This window comes from Natrinema soli (assembly GCF_028618695.1).
Genome location: NZ_JAQIVI010000224.1, coordinates 1 through 288, shown reverse-complemented (window position 1 = coordinate 288; position 288 = coordinate 1). Strand labels below are relative to the sequence as shown.

At 66.0% G+C, this 288-nt stretch carries 1 protein-coding gene; it reads right to left on the bottom strand.

The annotated features are described in order from the left end of the window. Positions 1-60: 60 nt before the first annotated feature. A partial coding sequence (locus PGX04_RS14730) for a TCP-1/cpn60 chaperonin family protein (protein WP_273739200.1) occupies positions 61-288 on the bottom strand: 228 nt, incomplete at its 5' end.

Genomic DNA, 288 nt, shown 5'->3' with positions numbered 1-288 from the left:
TTTTATACTAAATTTTGCCGAGGGAGCGGCGAAGCCGCGCCCGCAGAGCAAAATTTAGTCTCACATCATGCCGCCCATGCCGCCGCCCATACCGCCCATGCCGCCGGGGGCACCACCGGGGCCGCCGGCCTCGTCGTCGCCCTTGTCGGTCGACAGATCGCCGGCGGAGATGATGTCGTCGATTTTGAGCACGAGGTTGGCCGCTTCGGCGGCGGAGGTGACGGCCTGTTCCTTGGCGTGGGCCGGTTCGACGACGCCGGACTCGAACGTGTCCTCGACGTCGCCCGA